Origin of the sequence: Streptomyces sp. SP18BB07 (genome assembly GCF_036322545.1) — a bacterium.
GTDB classification, from domain to species: Bacteria; Actinomycetota; Actinomycetes; order Streptomycetales; family Streptomycetaceae; genus Streptomyces; species Streptomyces deccanensis.
Map to the genome: position 1 here is coordinate 1 of NZ_JAQYWT010000324.1, position 14,157 is coordinate 14,157.

Sequence of the window (14,157 nt, forward strand, 5' to 3'; positions counted from 1 at the left end):
ACCAGCCGTTGGGCCGGTGCCATCTCGCCGTGCAGGATCGCCTGCCGCAGCTTCGCCAGCGCGAGCTGTTTGGCCTGCTCCCCGGTGCCCGGACGGGCTTCCTCCTGCATCGTGCCCTCCCTGAGTGAGTGCCTGTCGAACGTAAATCTAGGCCAACAGGATTGTCAACAATTTTGTTTTCACAGGGTTCGCCCGACTACACGGTCCGCACGGCGGGGCGCTCAGCGGCGCGGCACCAGCATGCTGAGCGCGTTCGCCGCGACGACCGCGCCGATCGCCGCCCACTCGATCCCGCCCAGGTGCTCCCCGAGCACGATCCAGCCCGCGAGCGCGGCCAGGACCGGGTTGACGCTCATGAAGAGCCCGAACACCTGGGCGGGTACACGGCGCAGGGTGAACACGTCCGCCAGGTACGGCACCGCCGAGGCCAGAACCCCTGCGGCGATCGCGTACCCGACGGCCCCGGCGGTGGGCGGGTTCCGTACGACCACGACGGCCCCGACCGGCAGGAAGGCCAGCGCGGAGAGGCCCGCGGCGGCCGCGGAGCCCTGCGCGCCGGGGATACGGCGGCCCACGGTGCGGTTGAGGAGGATGTACGACGCCCAGCAGACGGCGGCCAGGAGACCGAGACCCATGCCGAGGTAGTCGGCGGAGGGTTGCGGTCGCATCAGGGTGATGACGCCCAGGCCGGCGATCAGCGCACAGCACGCGTCCACCCGGCGGCGCGAGCCGGCCAGCGCGATGGCGAGCGGACCGAGGAACTCCAGGGTCACCGCCAGCCCCAGGCCGATGCGGTCGATGGCCGTGTAGAGCGACAGGTTCATCGTCCCGAACACCAGCGCCAGCAACACCACCGGCCACCACTGCCGCGCGGTGAAGGACCTCAACCGTGGCCGGCCGACGGCCACCAGCACGATCGCGGCGACGTACTGCCGGATCGCGACGACCCCGGCGGGCCCGAGCACCGGGAAGGCCAGCGACCCGAGCGCCGCCCCGACCTGGTTGGAGACACCGCAGCCGACCATGGTGAGGACACCGGCCCACCGCGAGCCGCCCGGCTCGGGAGGAGCGCCGGGCGCGGGAGCCGGGGCCGGGGCGGCAGGCACGGGGAGCGGGCCGGAGGGGGCGGGCGCGGAGCCGGCGGCGGAGCGTGCGGCGGTGTCCATGGGCCGATCGTGCGCCCGGCCCTCCCTTGCGCAAAATGCATCCGCTTCGGGATCCATACGCTGGAGTCATGGATGGCAGAGCAGAGAACGGTGATGACTCGGCGTCCGGCGCCGGGAAGGTGGAGCTGCGGCAGCTGCGCTGTCTCGTGGCGATCGTCGACGAGGGGACCTTCACCGACGCGGCGATCGCGCTCGACGTCTCCCAGGCGGCGGTCTCCCGCACCCTGGCGTCACTCGAACGGGCCCTGGGCGTACGGCTGTTGCGGCGGACCTCACGCGAGGTGACGCCCACGCCGACCGGGCTGCGGGTGGTGTCGCACGCGCGGCGGGTGCTCGGCGAGGTGGACGACCTGGTGCGGGAGGCGACCTCGGGGCAGGAGCGGCTGCGGATCGGGTACGCCTGGTCGGCGCTCGGCCGGCACACGCTGACGTTCCAGCGTCGCTGGCGTGCCGCGCACCCGGAGACGGACCTGCAGTTCGTACGGGCCAACTCCCCCACGGCCGGGCTGGCGGAGGGCTCGTGCGACCTCGCGGTGGTCCGGCGGGCGGTCGACGACCGCCGGTTCGACTCGGCGATCGTGGGGCTGGAGCGGCGGCTGTGCGCGATGGCGAGCGACGATCCGCTGGCCCGCCGCCGCTCGGTACGGCTCGCCGATCTCAGCGGGTACACCCTGCTGGTCGACCGCCGCACCGGCACGACCACCACCGAGCTGTGGCCGCCCGGCTCCCGTCCCGCGACCGAGCGGACGCACGACGTCGACGAATGGCTGACCACGATCGCGACGGGCCGCGCCGTCGGGGTGACCGCGGAGTCCACCGCGAACCAGTACCGGCGGCCCGGCGTCGTCTACCGGCCGGTGCGCGACGCCGAGCCGATCGCCGTCCGGCTGGCCTGGTGGCGGGACGACCCGCATCCCGCCACCCCGGCCGCCATCGAACTGCTCACCGCGCTCTACCGCACCGGCTGAGCCGCCGTCCCCTCCCCCGCCCTCGGCGTCAGCCGCAGCACGGTGCCCTCACCGTTGGCGGACAGCAGGAGGGTCCCGTCCGGGGCGGCCGCGAGGCCCGCGAAACGCCGGGCCATCCCGGGCATGACGTCCGCGAAGAGCGCCGGTTCGGTGCGGGGAACAACGCCCGGGGGCGGACCCACCGGCAGATCCTCCGCGTCGATCCGCCGCGCCCCCGTGGTGAGGGAGACCACGCTCAGCCTGCGGGGCCCCGTCTCCACCACGAAGAGGTCGTCGCCGAGGACTGCCAGACCCTGGGGTGCGCCCAGCCCGTCCATGACGACACCGGTCCCGCCGTCCGCCTCGATCCGGAGGACGGTGCCGAGCCGCTCCTCGCTGACGTAGAGACGGCCCTGCGCGTCGAAGGCCACGTCCGTGGGTTGGTCGAGGCCCTCCGCGAGCACGGTCACGGTGCCTTCTCCGTCCTCGCCGTCGCCTGGGGCCACGATCCGGCCCACGCCCGTCTCGGCGACCACGAGCCCGCCGTCCGGTGCGACCGCGATGCCGATGGGCCGGTTCAGCCCGCGCGCCCGCTCCCGGAGCGCCCCGCTCTTCGGGTCGTAGGTCTGCACCATGCCGAACTGCGAGGTGTAGTGCAGCAGTTCACCGTCGGCGGTGATGCCGTGGGCGAAGGGCAACAGAAGCGGCGTCGTCACCTCCTCGGGAGCCGGGCTCGCCAGCCGGTAGTGGTCGGCGGCGTAGACCGTGCCGCCGAGGTCGACGGTCACGCCGTAGGGGCCGTCGAGGCCACGGCGCACGATCTCGCGGGTGCGGCCGTCGGGGTGCATCTCCGTGACGCCGCCGCTGGCGTAGCTGGAGACGAACATGCGGTTCTCGGCGTCGAACGCCGCGTTGTCCAGGCCCGTCAGCCCGCTGGTGACGAGCGTGCGGCTGCCGCCGCCGTGCAGGTCGACGCGGGTGACGATGCCCTCGACGCCCCGGGAGAGGACGTGCAGGACACCGCCCCGGTCGAAGCGGACCGCGACCGGCTCGTGCACGTTCTCGGCGACCACCTCGGGCGTCCCGCCGTCCGGGGGGATCCGCCAGACCTGACCGGTGATCATGTGCGGGTAGTAGAGGTGCCCGTCGGGGCCGAGCTGCATCGCATTGCCGAGGGCGAGCCCCTCCGTGAGCACGACCGGGTCGCCGCCGTCCGGGAACAGCTCCATCAGCCTGCCGTCGGGCTTCATCTCGTTGACGAAGAGCCGGTCGCCGACACAGGTGATGCCGTTGGGGTTGGTGACGTCGTCGGAGACGAGGCGGTACTCCCCCGCCGGGCTCCGCCGCCACACCCGGCCCGGCACCAGGTCGGCTATGTACATCGAGCCGTCGGCGCCGAAGGCGAGATCGTCCGGCGACTGCACCGGACCGTCCATCGGGACGACGACCTCCACGTCCCCGGTCGCCGGGTCGACGGCGCTGATCTGTCCCGCGAGGAACTGCGCCACGTACAGCCGCCCGTCGGGGCCGAACGCGACCCCGTTGGAACCCCACAGCGGATTGGGCGGGTTGAGCCGACGCATCTGCCAACGCGCGCTGGTGGTACGGAGATCACCGGACTCGTCGTACCGGTTGGGTCGGGTGCTCATGTCGTCCACCGTCGTCTCCCCCGGCCTCACTCGGCGCCCACGAGGACATCGTCCATACCGCCGTCCACGCGCCAGCGGCACAGCAGTTCGTGGAAGGCGACCGGTCCGTCGCCGTACGACTCGCTGCGCTCCCTCGGCCGGCCCTCGTTGTTGTAGTAGCCGGGGGTGCACTCCGCCTGGAACGTGTACAGGTCGGCGGCCTTCTCTCGGATGGTGGCGACCCAGGCGTCCTGCGCCTCGGCGCTCGGCTCGACGTAGCGGGCGCGGCGCCTGCGGGCCTCGGCGACGATCTCGCCCACATGGATCGACTGCTGGTCGAGGATGTGGACGTAGTTGACGGCGCTGGCGTTCTGCATCGGGCCGAGCTGGAAGAGGTTGGGGAAGCCGTGGCTGTAGAAGCCGTGGAGGGTCTTCGGGCCGGCCGTCATCCAGGTCTCCAGCAGGCCGACGCCGTCGCGGCCGTACGCCGGGAGGCGGCCGGAGAGCAGCCCCGAGACGCCGACCTCGAAGCCGGTGGCGAAGATGACGCAGTCCACCTCGTACTCGACCCCGCCGACCACCACGGCCTTCTCGGTGATCCGCTCGACGCCATGGGTGTCGGCCGTGTCGACGAGGGTGACGTTGGGCCGGTTGAACGTCTGGAGGTACTGGTCGCTGAAGGTGGGCCGCTTGCACATGTAGCGGTACCAGGGCTTCAGCTTCTCGGCGGTCTCCGGGTCCTCGACGATCGTCGCCACGCGGTCGCGCAGCTCGTTCATCTTCTGGAAGTCGGCGATCTCGTAGGCCCGTTCACGCTCGTCCGCCGGGACGTCCGCGTACGCCTCGGTCGGGATCAGCTTCTCCTGGAGGCGGGCGCTGCTGGTCCAGGCGTCGTTCACCAGGTCCGTCCCGGCCCGGACCCCGGTGACGGTCTTCAGGAAGTTGTCCATGCGCTCGGCCTGCCAGCCGGGGGTGAGCGTCTTGGCCCACTCCGGGTCGGTGGGCCCGTTGCCGCGTACGTCGACCGTCGAGGGGGTGCGCTGGAAGACGTACAGATGGGCCGCGTCGGCCCCCAGGTGGGGGACGACCTGGATGGCGGTGGCGCCGGTGCCGATCACGGCCACCCGCTTGTCGGCAAGGCCGGTGAGGCCGCCGTTCGCGTCGCCGCCGGTGTAGTCGTAGTCCCAGCGGCTGGTGTGGAAGGTGTGGCCCTTGAAGGTCTCGATGCCGGGGATGCCCGGGAGTTTGGGCTGGCTGAGCGTGCCACTGGAGACGACCACGTACCGGGCGCGCATGCGGTCGCCCCGGTCGGTAGCGACGATCCACTCCAACTCGGTCTCGTCCCAGCGCAGTTCGGTGGCGACCGTCTGGAAGGCGGCATCCCGGTAGAGGTCGAAGTGACGGCCGATCGCCCGGGTGTGCTGCCGGATCTCCTCGCCGGGCGCGTACTTCCACTTCGGGACGTAGCCCAGTTCTTCGAGCAGCGGCAGATAGATGTACGACTCGATGTCGCAGTGGATGCCGGGGTAGCGGTTCCAGTACCAGGTGCCGCCGAAGTCGCTGCCCTTCTCGATCACCCGGATCGACTCGACGCCCGCCTGGCGCAGCCGGGCCCCGGCGAGCAGCCCGCCGAAGCCGCCGCCCACGACGATGGCCTCGACCCGGTCGGTGAGCGGCTCCCGGGTGAACTCCCCGTCGGCGTACGGATCGTCGTCGTAGTGCTCGAACTCGCCGGCGATCCGCTGGTACTGGCGGCCGCCGTCCGGACGGATCCGGCGTTCGCGTTCGGCGCGGTACCGGGCGCGGAGGGCGTCCGGGTCGAAGCCCAGCTCCTCGGGGTCGAGGGACGGGGGGCCGGACGGAGTGTGGGGGGTGGACATCGGTGTCCTCTCTGCGGTCCTCGGACATCTGTGGTTGTGCGGTGGGGCCCCCGGTGGGGCCGGGGTGTCAGGCCGTTCGGTGGTGGCGCAGCCAGGCGGCCTGGCCGCCGTCGACGAGCAGGTCCGTGCCGGTGATGTAACGCGCTTCGGGGCCGGTGAGGAATGCCACGGCGTCGGCGATCTCCGCCGGGGTGCCGGTGCGGCCCGCGCCGCTCGCCTCCAGCATCGCCAGCATGCGCGCGCCACTCGGGCCGTCGGCCTCGGCCTTCGCCATGGCGGTGGCGACGACCCCCGGGCTGACGCTGTTGATCCGGGCGCCGCGCCGACTCCAGGCGAGCGCGGCGGCCTCGACGCGCAGCTGGTTGGCCCGTTTGGACACGATGTACGCCCGCGTCGCGCTGTCCCCGACGGCTTTCACGGCACCGATGTCGAGGAGTTCCGCGGCCGGGGCCGTGGCGAGGGCGGCCTCGTCCTCGCGGCCGAGGGAGGCGACATGGCCGGCCATGCTGGAGACGCAGACCATGGCCGTGCCCGGCTCCGCCACGCCCTCGAAGGCGTCGATGACGTGGGCGGTGCCCAGCAGATTGACCCTGAGGATGGTCTCGGCGGTCGCCTGCGCGGCGGAGACTCCGGCGGTGTGCACGACGGCGGACACCCGGCCCGCACCGGCGGCCTCCGCCGCGAGCGCGTCGACGGACCCGCGGTCGGACACATCGGTCAGGACGCCCCGCGCCGCGTATCCCTCATCGCTCAACGCACCCACCACACGGTCGAGTTGACCGCGTGAGGCGTCGGCGAGCAAGACCGTGCGTCCGCTGCCGATCCGGCGTGCGACCGCCACGCCCATGCCACCCGCGCCGGTGACGACGACCACCTCACGCGACGGGCCGGACCGCTGTTCCGCCATATTCGATCTCCTCCCTTGCCGCCGGCCTCTCCGGCGGGAACGTCTCGTGCCATCCGGCGCCGGACGCGATGGCCTGTCGCCACTGCCGGATCGCCTTGGGCGGCATGCCGACCGCGAGCGCGCCGGTGACCCGGTCGTCGGCGCGGTAGACGGCGACGAAGCGGCGCTCGGCCAGGTCGCCCTCGACGACCGACACCTCGTCGTGGCCGCGCAGCCAGCCGTAGGCCTGCACCTTCATGTCGTACTGGTCGGACCAGAAGTACGGCACCGGGGCGAAGGCCCTGCGGGCGTCCGGATCTGCGGCGAGCAGATTGCGGGCGACGGCCATGCCCTGCTCGGCGGCGTTCGTACGGTGCTCGACGCGCATCGAGGTGCCGAACAGCGGGTTGTACCAGCGGGCCACGTCCCCGGCCGCGTACACGTTCTTCGCGGCCTCGCAGTACGCGTCGCAGAGCACGCCGTCACCGACGCCCAGGCCGCTGTCCGCGAGCCACTCGGTGTTGGGCAGCGAGCCGATGGCGACCAGGACCTCGTCGGCCTGGATCACCTCGCCGTCCGCGAGCCGCACCCCGTCCTCGGTCACCTCCGTGACGGTGACGCCGGTGCGCAGGTCCACCCCGTGGTCGAGATGGGCCCGGGACAGCACCGCGCCGACCTGCCCGCCGACCGCGTGCGCCAGCGGCACCGGCGCCGGTTCGAGGAGGGTGACCTCGGCGCCGAGCCGCCAGGCGACGGCGGCGGCCTCGGCGCCGAGGAACCCTGCGCCGACCACGACCAGCCGCGTCCCCGGTGTCAGCCGCTCCCGCAGGGCCAGCGCGTCGTCCAGGGTGCGCAGCACGTGCGCGCCCTCACCGGGCAGCCTGCGCGGGCGTACCCCGGTGGCGACGACCAGCGCGTCGTACGGCACGGTGTCGCCGTCGGCGAGCCGTACTCGGCGTTCCCGCAGGTCGAGGCCGGTCGCGGCGGTGCCGAGCCGCAGGTCCAGGTCGAGGCCGTCGAGGTGGTCGGGGGTGCGCAGGGTGAGCCGGTCGGGGTCCCACTCCGCCGAGAGGAGCTGCTTGGACAGCGGGGGCCGGTCGTACGGGGCGTGGGGTTCGTCGCCGACGAGGGTGAGCGTGCCGTCGTAGCCGTCGCGGCGCAGTGTCTCGGCCGCCGCCAGTCCGGCGGCCGAGGCACCCACGACCACGATCCGCCTCACCGGTCCACCAGTCGGATCGCGGCGGCGGGGCAGATCGCGACGGCCTCCCGCACCCCGTCCATCAGGTCGTCGGCGGGGTGCTCCTCCAGCAGGATCGCGACGCCGTCGTCATCACGCTGGTCGAACACCTCGGGGGAGGCCATCACGCACTGGCCGGAGGCCACGCACTTGGGTTCGTCGAGTTCCACACGCATGGGGTGCTCCTTGGTTCGCGTACTCGTGGGGGTGTCACCAGGCGACCGGCAGGCACTTCACGCCGTACGTGGTGCCGGTGTGGTTGAAGGCCAGCTGGTCGATGGGGGCGGCCGGGCGGAGGGTGGGGACGCGGCGGTAGAGCGTGCCGTAGACGACCTGGAGTTCGAGGCGGGCGAGGTTCTGGCCGAGGCACTGGTGGGGGCCGTAGCCGAAGGCGTTGTGCTGGCGGGCGGGGCGGCTCAGGTCCAGGCGCTCGGCCTCCGGGAAGGCGCTCGGGTCCCAGTTGGCCGTCTGTAGGTCGAAGACGAGGCCGTCACCCTTGCGGATGACCTGGCCGCCGATCTCGATGTCGTCCTTGGCGACCCGGCGCAGGCCCGAGTGCACGATGGAGAGGTAGCGCAGCAGCTCGTCGACGGCGCCCGCGACGACCTTCGGGTCCTCGGTGTCGCGCAGCACGGCCAGCTGGTCGGGGTGCTCGAACAGTGCGAGCGTGCCGAGGCTGATCATCGTGGCGGTGGTCTCGTGCCCGGCGATCAGCATGGCGACGCCCATGCTGACGGCCTCCTCGTGGGCCATCTCGCCGCTCTTGACCCGGCCGGCCATCTCCGACAGCACGTCGTCGCCCGGCTCGACGAGCTTCTCCCGGAACAGGGCGTCCAGGTATCCGCCCAGGTTGCGGGCGGCGGCGGACGCCTCCTCCGCCGTCAGGGCGCTGTCGAGGGCCCGGTTGCTGTTCTCCTGGAAGAACTCGTGGTCCTTGTACGGCACGCCGAGCAGGTCGGCGATGACCAACGAGGGCACCGGCAGGGCCAGCGCGGTGAGCAGGTCGGCCGGGTTGGGGCCGGCCAGCATGTCGTCGATCAGGTCGTCGACGATCTTCTGCACCGCCGGGCGCATGCCCTCGATCCGCTTCACCAGGAACGGAGCGTTGACCGAGCGCCGCAGCCGGGTGTGCTCGGGGGCGTCGGTGTTGGTGATCAGTTTGGGGGTGTGCGGGGCGATGGCCGCGCGGTGGGCGTTGACGTGGGGGAAGGCGGGCTCGTGGTCGTCGTTGCTGACCCGCGGGTCGGTGAGCAGGGTGCGCTGGTCGGCGTGGCGGGTGATCAGCCACGGGGTGCTGCCGTTCCAGATCCGCACCTTGGTGATCGGGCGGTCGCCGCGGAGTTCGGCGGCGGCCAGGGGCGGGGCGAGCGGGCAGCCCGTGGCCCTGGGCATCGGATACTCGGGGCACTGTCCGCTGGTGTCGGACGCGGCGTCGGTCAGGGTGTCGGCCATGGTCTCTCCTCGGTGGTGGGGGTTCCGGTGGGGCGGAGCGCCGGGGGATGCGTCGAGGCCTCGATGAACACATGCAAACAGAGCGGCCTGACGGCTCCCGGCCAGTTGCCTGACAGAAAGCTGACGTGATCTGGATCACATGACGGGGGAGGGTGGGGCCGTCGACCGAGGGGCCGGGGTGGGCCAGGCGGCGACCGTGGGCGGGTTTCGGCCAACCAATACGCCTTCCCTGTCGGCCTGTTGACGACCATGGGCACGTCCGGTGCGGAATCACCACGGGCACGAGGAAGGGCGGCACCGGAGGGGTCCGGCGCCGCCCTTTCGGTGGCGAGGCGGGTGTCAGGCACTGCCGCGCGGCAGGGATGTGTTTGCTTCCCTGAGTGTGCGCCGGGGTCCGCGCGCCCGGAAGGGGGGTTCAGCCGTCCTCGGAGGTGGTGCCGAGCCAGTAGCCGAAGCCGCGGCGGGTGTGGATGAGCGGCGGGGCCTCGCGGTCCACCTTGCGGCGGAGCCGGGAGACCAGCTGCTCGATGGCGTTGTCGCCGTGGAAGTCGCCCCAGACGTAGCGGCCGATCTGCTCCTTCGACAGCACCTTGTGCGCGTTGACGAGGAGGTAGCGCAGGAGGCGGTACTCCGCCGGGGTGAGGTGCAACGCCCGGCCCGCGCGCAGGGCCTGGCAGGCGGGGTCGTCCAGAACCAGGTCGCGGTAGGACAGTTCGCTGTCCCGGCGCACGGGCTTTCGGCCACGGAGCAGTACTTGGGCGCGGGCCAGGACCTCGGCGATGCGGAAGGGTTTGGTGACGTAGTCCTGTTCCCCGAGGCCGACTTCCGGCAGGAGCTTGCCCAGGGAGTCGTACTGGGTCAGGAACAGGACGGGCGGGCGGTGGGTCAGGGGGCGGCGCTCCCGGCCGAGTCCCTCCAGGTCCGGCAGCCCGAGGTCGAGCACGACCAGGTCGAACCGCTGCTCGGTGAGCCGCGCGACGGCCGCCGTGCCCGACTCCGCCGTATGGATCCGGTATCCCGCCAACTCCAGCGTGGTGGAGAGGAGTTCGGCGACGTCCGAGTCGTCGACGACGATCAGGACGTGCTGGCCCGCTCCCCTGGGGAGCGACGGTTTCTCGCCGGCACTGCCGTACCTGGTTAACGCCATTCGCGTCGGCTCTTTCCTCACGGTGCGGGTAGGACGTCGGTCGACATGGACAGCACCCTACTACTCTCGTTGCTTGACTCAAGTAAGTCTCCTGTGCTTGCCTCACTCAAGCAGGACGACGAAGCAGGCGGGCGCTCGACCCGGCGAGCGGCCCACCCCCAAGGGAAGAAGGACATCTCATGAGCAGCAACGGTCTCGACGGCCGCGGTGTCGTCGTCACGGGAGCCGGTTCCGGCATCGGCCGGGCCGCGGCCCTGAAGTTCGCCGCCGCGGGGGCGCGGGTGCTGGTGGCAGACATCGACGAGAAGGCCGCCGAGGAGGCCGTCGAGGCGATCACGGCGACCGGCGGGACCGCGCTCGCGGTCGTCGGTGACCTCAGTGACCAGGCGGTCGTGGACGAGGTCGTCGCCCGTGCCGTGGAGACCTTCGGCGGGCTGGACGTCCTGGTGAACAACGCCGGGATCATGGACCGGATGTCCGCCCTCGCCGACGTCGACGACAGCGAGTGGGAGCGGGTCATCCGGGTCAACCTGACCGCGCCGTTCCTGCTCACCCGCGCCGCCCTGCCGCACATGCTGGAGGCGGAGCGCGGTGCGATCGTCTTCACCGCGTCCGAGGCGGGGTTGCGCGGCAGCGCCGCCGGTGCCGCGTACACCGCGTCGAAGCACGGTGTGGTCGGCCTGGTGAAGAGCCTGTCGGTGATGTACCGCAAGCAGGGCATCCGGGCCAACGCGATAGCCCCCGGCCCCACGATGACCAACATCAAGGTCGACGCCGACCAGCAGGCGCACGGTCCGGCGGTCATCGGCGAGCTGATCGGCGCCACCATCGGCCGGCTCGGCACCGCCGAGGAGCAGGCCGACGCGATCGTCTTCCTCGCCTCCGACGCGGCCGCCTTCGTCAACGGCGTGGTGCTGCCGGTCGACGACGCCTGGGCCGCCGTCTGACCTCCCGGGGCCGGGCCCGACCGGCGCCGCCTCCCTCCGCACGCCCACTCGGCGGCACCCCTTCTCCACCCTGTTCTCCACCCTGAAAGTGAGTCTCCCCATGGCGACTATGAAGTCCGTCCGAACCGCCGGTGTCGGCAAGGTCGAGGTCGTCGACGTCGAGCGTCCCGTGCCCGGCCCCGCCGACGTGCTCGTACGCGTCCGCGCCTGCGGCATCTGCGGCACCGACGTCACCTTCCTGCACATGGGAGGCGTGCCGTCCCGCGCCCACCTGGGCGGCGAGCTGGTCCCGGTGGCGCTCGGGCACGAACCGGCCGGTGAGATCGTCGAGGTCGGCGCCGAGGTCACCGGTCTCGCGGTCGGCGACCGGGTGGTGGTCAACCCGCAGGACGCGCCGACCGGCATCATCGGCTGCGGCGGCGCGTACGGCGGGATGAGCGAGTACCTGCTGATCGAGAACGCCGAGGTCGGCAGGAGTGTGGCGGTCTTCCCGGACTCCGTGCCCTTCGACGTGGCCTCCCTCAACGAGCCCATGGCCGTGGCCCGGCACTGCGTCAACCGCTCGGAGGCGGGACCCGACGACAAGGTCGTGGTCTTCGGGGCCGGACCCATCGGCCTCGGCGCCGCGATCTGGCTGAAACTGCGCGGGGTGAAGCACGTGGTCGTGGCCGACGTCATCCCCTCCCGGCTGGAGAAGGCACTGGCGGTGGGCGCGGACGCCGTCGTCGACTCGGCGCGGGAGGACGTGGCCGCGCGGCTGACCGAGCTGCACGGGCAGGCCGCCAACGCGCTCGGGCAGCCCCGGCCCGGCACCGACATCTACATCGACGCGGCCGGGGTGCCTGCCGTGTTCAACACCGTGGTGGGCTCCGCCAAGTGGGGCGCGAAGCTGGTCATGGTCGCCGTGCAGAAGAAGGGCTCGGAGATCGACCTCGGCGGCATGCTCCGCAGCGAGCTGACCCTGATCGCCTCCCAGGGCTACCCCACCGAGATCTTCGAGGTCACCCCCGAGATCGTCGAGCACCACGAGCGTTTCGCCCGGCTCATCAGCCACCGGGTGCCCGCCGACGACGTCGACCGGGCCTTCGAGCTGGCGCTGACGCCGGGGGCGGCGGAGAAGGTGGTCGTGACGTTCGACGAGTAGAGCTCCACGGTCCCGGGTGATCACGGGGGCCTGTCGCCGGCTGTCGCCGGGGCAGTCCCCCGCTGCCGTCTCCGAATCCTACGGACGGCCAACTGGGTCCGGATTGGGGCCACTTGCGCGGTTCGCGCATGGAGGATGCTACGAATCTGAGGATCCGGTGAGCATTCGGTGTGCCCCGTACGTAGACGAGGACGCGCTTGACCCGTGCCGGATGTCCCGCCGGTGCCGGAGCTGTCCTTGAGAGGCATGATGAGACGCAACACGCGAAAGAGATCGAACACCGCCCGCCGACTGGTGGGCGCGGCAGCCGCAGTGGCCGTCGGTGCCGGCGGACTGGTCGCGGTCAACATCTACGCCTCGGCCGGCGAGACCGGCGCCTCGAACGGCACCGCGCAGAACCAGGTGCTCGCGGCCGGAACGTCCACCATCGACTGCCCCGACGTGGGCCAGAAGTTGACGTCGGTGCCGGCCCAGGCCAAGGCTCAGGTCGACAGGGAACTCGCCCTTCTCGACAAGCAGATCTCCGAGGCGTACCAGCGCCTCTCCACCTCGCAGAGGGCGATCCAGCAGGACCCGGGCTTCGCGCAGAACGCGATCGTGGGTCCGCTGAAGGACAAGCGGAAGGCGACGATCGACCGGATCGCCACCGCCATCGGCCGGGTGGCTGCCAAGCCGCAGGGCCTCGACGCGCTGGCGGCCTGCACGCTGCGCGCCACCGGCAACCAGCCCGCCCCCGCGCCGAGCGGCGGCAACAACCAGGGCGGTGCCAACCAGGGCGGCAACAACACCAATGCCGGAGTGGCCGGCAACGGTCCCGTCGCCGCCGACTTCGTGGACATCACCAAGGTGCGGCCCAACGTGCGCACGCCTGCCAGGTCGGCGCAGGCGTCGAAGGGCACCTTCGTCACCAAGTGCGGTGTCAACGCCAACAAGCTGTACAACAGCGACAACGTCATCGTCGCGCCCGGTGTCACCAACGGCGCCCACCACATGCACGACTACGTCGGCAACCAGGACAACGACGCCTTCTCCAGCGACCAGGACCTCGCCAAGGCGGGGACCAGCTGCCGGAACAAGGGTGACAGGTCGTCGTACTTCTGGCCGGTGCTGCGGCTCCAGGACGGCACCAAGGAGTTCGACGCCGCCCAGCAGGGCGGCGGCGCCGAGGGCAACACGGGCCGGATCCTGACGGCGAAGCAGGCCACCCTGAACTTCGTGGGCAGCCCCCGCGGCAAGGTGGTGGCGATGCCCAGGCTGCTGCGCATCATCACCGGTGACGCCAAGGCGTTCGTCAACGGCCCCGGCAACGCCAACGCCTCCTGGAGCTGCACCGGCTTCGAGAACAAGGTGCAGTTGAAGGACAAGTACCCGCTCTGCCCCGCGGGCAGCGACGTGGTGCGCACCTTCAAGTTCCAGAGCTGCTGGGACGGCAAGAACATCGACAGCGCCAACCACCGTACGCACGTGGCCTTCGCCGACGCGAACGGCAACTGCGCGGCCGGGTTCAAGGCCATCCCGCAGCTGGTGCAGCGGCTGGTGTACGACGTGGACGCGCCCAGCGTGAAGGACAACGGCAAGACCCGTCCGTTCTACTCGCTGGACAGCTTCCCCGAGCAGCAGCACAAGCCGGTCACCGACCACGGCGACTTCATCAACGTCTTCGACCAGAAGCTGATGAACAAGGCGGTGCAGTGCATCAACACCGGACGTAAGTGCAGCTGAG

General features: G+C 71.6%; 12 protein-coding genes and 1 pseudogene. 4 read left to right on the plus strand and 9 right to left on the minus strand.

The genetic code is table 11. The annotated features are described in order from the left end of the window. Both PUR53_RS23885 and PUR53_RS23890 read right to left on the minus strand, forming a co-directional pair. Positions 1-110 (minus strand): annotated as a pseudogene (locus PUR53_RS23885) (GntR family transcriptional regulator); the annotation flags it as partial. 111 nt (positions 111-221) lie between these two features. Continuing rightward, positions 222-1,166, minus strand: a complete 945-nt coding sequence (locus PUR53_RS23890) for an EamA family transporter (protein ID WP_329909604.1) — start codon at positions 1,164-1,166, stop codon at positions 222-224. A 68-nt stretch (positions 1,167-1,234) separates the two neighbouring features. On the opposite strand from PUR53_RS23890, the gene PUR53_RS23895 reads away from it, so the two are divergent. Further along, complete coding sequence (locus PUR53_RS23895; RefSeq protein ID WP_329896245.1) at positions 1,235-2,134, plus strand: LysR family transcriptional regulator; 900 nt, start codon at positions 1,235-1,237, stop codon at positions 2,132-2,134. On the opposite strand, the gene PUR53_RS23900 is transcribed toward PUR53_RS23895, so the two are convergent. The 7 genes from PUR53_RS23900 to PUR53_RS23930 all read right to left on the minus strand — a co-directional run bounded on the left by PUR53_RS23900 (position 2,119) and on the right by PUR53_RS23930 (position 10,343). Beyond that, positions 2,119-3,762, minus strand: coding sequence for a hypothetical protein (locus tag PUR53_RS23900; RefSeq protein WP_329909605.1), 1,644 nt, complete (start codon positions 3,760-3,762; stop codon positions 2,119-2,121). The genes PUR53_RS23895 and PUR53_RS23900 overlap by 16 nt on opposite strands. A 26-nt stretch (positions 3,763-3,788) precedes the next feature. Continuing rightward, a complete protein-coding gene (locus PUR53_RS23905) occupies positions 3,789-5,621 on the minus strand; it encodes a flavin-containing monooxygenase (protein ID WP_329909606.1) in 1,833 nt (610 codons plus the stop codon). Positions 5,622-5,688: 67 nt separating this feature from the next. Then, complete coding sequence (locus PUR53_RS23910) at positions 5,689-6,528, minus strand: SDR family oxidoreductase (protein WP_329909607.1); 840 nt, start codon at positions 6,526-6,528, stop codon at positions 5,689-5,691. Continuing rightward, positions 6,497-7,726 carry an NAD(P)/FAD-dependent oxidoreductase gene (locus PUR53_RS23915; RefSeq protein ID WP_329896249.1) on the minus strand — a complete coding sequence of 410 codons (1,230 nt, stop codon included), beginning with the start codon at positions 7,724-7,726 and terminating at the stop codon, positions 6,497-6,499. Before PUR53_RS23915 ends, PUR53_RS23910 begins: the two co-directional genes overlap by 32 nt. Beyond that, positions 7,723-7,920, minus strand: coding sequence for a ferredoxin (locus PUR53_RS23920; RefSeq protein ID WP_037698895.1), 198 nt, complete (start codon positions 7,918-7,920; stop codon positions 7,723-7,725). Before PUR53_RS23920 ends, PUR53_RS23915 begins: the two co-directional genes overlap by 4 nt. 34 nt (positions 7,921-7,954) lie before the next feature. Then, the gene (locus PUR53_RS23925; RefSeq protein ID WP_329909608.1) at positions 7,955-9,196 is read right to left on the minus strand and encodes a cytochrome P450; all 1,242 of its coding nucleotides are present in this window, start codon (positions 9,194-9,196) and stop codon (positions 7,955-7,957) included. Between the two features lie 415 nt (positions 9,197-9,611). After that, positions 9,612-10,343: a response regulator transcription factor gene (locus tag PUR53_RS23930; RefSeq protein WP_329909609.1), complete on the minus strand. Its 732-nt coding sequence runs from the start codon at positions 10,341-10,343 to the stop codon at positions 9,612-9,614. A 179-nt stretch (positions 10,344-10,522) separates the two neighbouring features. Here PUR53_RS23930 and PUR53_RS23935 point away from each other — a divergent pair, with 179 nt between their 5' ends. From PUR53_RS23935 to PUR53_RS23945, 3 genes are all read left to right on the plus strand, one after another. After that, positions 10,523-11,290 carry an SDR family NAD(P)-dependent oxidoreductase gene (locus tag PUR53_RS23935; RefSeq protein ID WP_329909610.1) on the plus strand — a complete coding sequence of 256 codons (768 nt, stop codon included), beginning with the start codon at positions 10,523-10,525 and terminating at the stop codon, positions 11,288-11,290. A 100-nt stretch (positions 11,291-11,390) separates the two neighbouring features. Continuing rightward, complete coding sequence (locus PUR53_RS23940; RefSeq protein ID WP_329909611.1) at positions 11,391-12,434, plus strand: zinc-dependent alcohol dehydrogenase; 1,044 nt, start codon at positions 11,391-11,393, stop codon at positions 12,432-12,434. Between the two features lie 249 nt (positions 12,435-12,683). Further along, positions 12,684-14,156: a DUF1996 domain-containing protein gene (locus PUR53_RS23945; RefSeq protein ID WP_329896323.1), complete on the plus strand. Its 1,473-nt coding sequence runs from the start codon at positions 12,684-12,686 to the stop codon at positions 14,154-14,156. Position 14,157: the final 1 nt, after the last annotated feature.